The organism is uncultured Gimesia sp. (assembly GCF_937919775.1).
Lineage (GTDB): Bacteria > Planctomycetota > Planctomycetia > Planctomycetales > Planctomycetaceae > Gimesia.
This window is the reverse complement of sequence record NZ_CALFPF010000598.1, coordinates 1-3,411: the sequence shown is the minus strand read 5'-3', so window position 1 is coordinate 3,411 and position 3,411 is coordinate 1. Positions and strand designations below refer to the sequence as shown.

The following is a 3,411-nucleotide window of genomic DNA, read 5'->3' as shown; positions in this document are numbered from 1 at the left end:
ATTTCAATCGATTGATCAGAGAGGTAAGTGATGTGGGCAATCATGCGGGCCAGCGCCAGTCCGTAGCGCGGGCCTTCCCCTTTTTCATACTCACCATTTTTATATTCGGGATCTGTTTTGATGGCCCGTCTGCCGACCGCGTTGAAGGCGATCCCCTGCGCCGAAAGCTGAGCCGCCGATGCCAGACAGATCGCCCCGCGCAACTGGTCGGGGAAGCGCGCGGCCCACTCCAGGACCTGCATGCCTCCCAGGCTCCCCCCGATCACGGCCAGTAACTGGTCGATGCCGAGATGTTTTGTGAGCGCGGAATGGACTTCCACAATATCGCCGACCGTAATGAACGGATAGCTGAGCCGATAGGGCTGATTCGTCTGCGGATCAATACTGCTCGGTCCCGTGGTTCCCTGACAGCCCCCCAGGACATTGGCGCAAATCACAAAGTATTGATCGGTGTCGAGAGTTTTTCCCGGGCCGATCAGATCATCCCACCAGCCGGGTTTCGCTTTTTCGTCGTCGTTGGCAAAGTAGCCGGCGGCGTGTGCATCTCCCGTGAGTGCGTGGCAGATATAGATGGCATTATCCTTCGCCGGTGTCAATTCGCCGTACGTTTCATAAGCCACCTGGATCGGGCCGAGTTCTCCTCCGCCCGCCAGTTTTAACCAGTTCGGAGGGGCAAACAAAGTTGCCAGCCTGGTTTGAACAAAACCCACGCCCGTGTGTTGGCGGGTTTCACTAATTTCCTGTTGTGTTGCCATAGAAAAATTGCTTCTCAAGTTTCCTGCAAATATAAGTCCGTGGGCTCCTGGCGGTGAAATCAGTATATCGAACGTCCTGCCGGATTTCGACACGTGGCTGCTCCAATCCACGCTGATCTTTCCTCATTTCAGAGCGGCCCCCATCGCAAATGCTTTAATTTATGCTGATTATACAGAAAACATTGTTTAAAACGAATCTTCCCGAACGGCCTGAATCCTGCGTCGACATTGAGAAAAGAGGCGCAGTCCTCAGATCTCGGTCGAAGTAGAACCATCAGCTTGATTCGGTCAGTTCCAGAAAACGGTCGACGCGGCGGTCGATGATATCGATACTCTTGTTCCAGAAGTCGGCTTCCCCCAGTTGGTAGCCAAATGTATTGGCAACGGCGTCTTCTGAGACCTGACACCCGGTGGCCAGCAGCAGTTCGCGATATTGATTCGCAAATTCCGTCTGATCAGAATAGCTGTCCGCCAGCGCGTAAACGCCGAGCGACAGCAGATAGCCGAAAGTATACGGGAAATTATAGAACGGCAGTTCGCTGATATAAAAATGCAGCTTGGAGACCCAGAACAGTGGATTCCAGCCCGCATCGTCCAGTGCATTCGCGTAAGCTTCTTTCTGGGCTCCGAGCATCAATTCCGAAAAACGTTCCGGCGTCAGTTCCCCCTCCAGTCGCTCCTTGTGCAGCCGGTCTTCAAACAGGAACCGGGCGTGAATATTCATCATGAAGGCGACCGCGTCTCCCAGCATCCCGTCCAGAATCTGTAGTTCCTCTTCTCTGGTCTTCGCCGCCTTCAGGCGTTGCTCACCCAGCACGGCTTCTGCAAACGTCGAAGCCGTCTCCGCCAGGTTCATCGGATAATCACTGAGCACAAACGGTGCATCCTTTAACACGTGCGAATGGTAAGCGTGTCCCAGTTCATGCGCCAGCGTCGACATGCTGTCGGCAGAATTCGTATACGTCATGAAAATACGCGACTCTTTTTGCACAGGAAACGTCGTGCAAAAGCCCCCCTGTCTCTTGCCGGCCCGGTTTTCCACTTCGATCCAGCGCTCGCGCAGAGCCCGTTCGGCAAACGCACTCAGATCGGGGCTGAACTGCTCAAAGGAATTCACAACCAGCTCACAGGCACGGTCGTATTTCAGTTCGGCAGATTCGCCCCCCGAGAGTGGCAGCGGCGCATTCAGGTCGTACCAGCAGAGTTGAGAGAGCCCCAGCATTTCCGCTTTTCGTTCCAGAAAACGGACCAGCTTCTGTTTGCGTTTTGTGATCACCGACCACATGGTGTCAAGCGTGCCGCGCTGCATCCGGTTATAAATCAGCGGTGCATCGAGGTGATCGGTTACCGGCAGGTGACTGTAAAGCGTCAATCTGGTTCCGGCGAGATGATTCAGGGCATCCGCACACGAATCGGCAATCGTCCCCCACGCTTTGTTGGCCGCATAAAAATTGTTCTCGCGGACCGATCTCTGAGGCGAATCGAATTGAATCTGACCGGGAGACCGTTCGACCAGTTCTCCTTTTTCCATGACCTGGATTTTGAGATTTCCCGACAGCCGATCATACAGGCGTCCCCAGGCATGTAAGCCGTCCACCGCCAGTTGCGATGCCAGAATTTCCTGTTCCTTGGGCAGCCTTAATTTCGCATTCCGTTTGCAGTCTTCCAGAAAAAATTGAATCTCTCCGATGCGTGCATCCTTGTCTGCGAACTGCTGCACGACTTCGTCCGGGATCTCGCGCAGGGTGAGCTGCAGTTGTGTTTCGATGTTTTCCCGCAAGGGACGAATGCCGGCCAGTCGCGCCATCAGGACCTGATAATGTTTGTTGTGGGCATCTTCGGCACAGTAACATTCCAGGAAAGCAAACAGGCCGGCCAATTCTGCTATCGCCGCCTGATAATCGGTCAGGAAATCTCCCCAGACCGTGGCATCGGTTTGCGGATCAGTCGCCGAGGATAATTGTTCGACCCGTTTGACCAGATCTTCCAGAGAAGCCTTCATCTGCTTCAGGCAGGCTTCGAAGTCGGCGTGATCAGGGTGCGGGTAGAGGGATTTCAGTTCCCAGGTCAGAGGATAAGCAGTGGTTTCAGTCATCGTCGTCGATCCCGTTCAGAATAAATTGGTAACCGCTTGCGGGTCAGCATGGAGAGAGCATTCAATGGAAGATTTTATTACCGTTCCCAAAATGAAAACAAGGGGCCATTATCGCATAACAGCGGCAGACTGTCGAGCGGCGGGAATGTCTCAGCCAGCTCACTGTTCCACTTCGCTGGCGATCATCAACAGTTCGCTTTTAGCCGAAGGGCGTTAGCCCCGGTTGCTACTCCGTCCGTTTTTGACTGCACATTTTGATGTTTTTTCTTGTACAAAGACGAATTCGAATTATGAAACACGACCGAACCGCCGGTACATCGATTCGTGTTTTTTGAAAGACACAATTTCTCCCTGAAAACAGGTGGTGATTCCGAGCTTGACATGCCCCTGCCGTTGTGGAAACTGCGTGATATGCGTCGCGCGCGTGGGATAAATTTCTTTCCGGTAAAAACTTCCGCACCTGTGGAATCCCGCACTATAAAAGTCTCTGGTTTCAGCACGATTTGACTCAAACACAACCTGCCCCACTGCACGAGGTTCACTCTTTCCTGTGCCAATCCG

At 53.4% G+C, this 3,411-nt stretch carries 3 protein-coding genes; all 3 read right to left on the bottom strand.

Going from position 1 to position 3,411, the window contains the following annotated elements; all coding sequences use genetic code 11:
* The coding region (metX, locus tag Q0294_RS17250) for a homoserine O-acetyltransferase (protein WP_299467945.1) at positions 1 to 755 on the bottom strand (755 nt) is incomplete at its 3' end.
* Positions 756 to 1,029: 274 nt separating this feature from the next.
* Positions 1,030 to 2,850, bottom strand: a complete 1,821-nt coding sequence (locus tag Q0294_RS17245; protein ID WP_299467943.1) for a M3 family oligoendopeptidase — start codon at positions 2,848 to 2,850, stop codon at positions 1,030 to 1,032.
* A gap of 288 nt (positions 2,851 to 3,138) precedes the next feature.
* Positions 3,139 to 3,411 (bottom strand): hypothetical protein (locus Q0294_RS17240; protein WP_299467941.1); only part of this gene is annotated, 273 nt, incomplete at its 5' end.

What these genes read in the sequence shown, in the direction of transcription:
- Q0294_RS17245 (WP_299467943.1), bottom strand. Translation starts at nt 2,850, where the DNA reads ATGACTGAAACCACTGCTTATCCTCTGACCTGGGAACTGAAATCCCTC.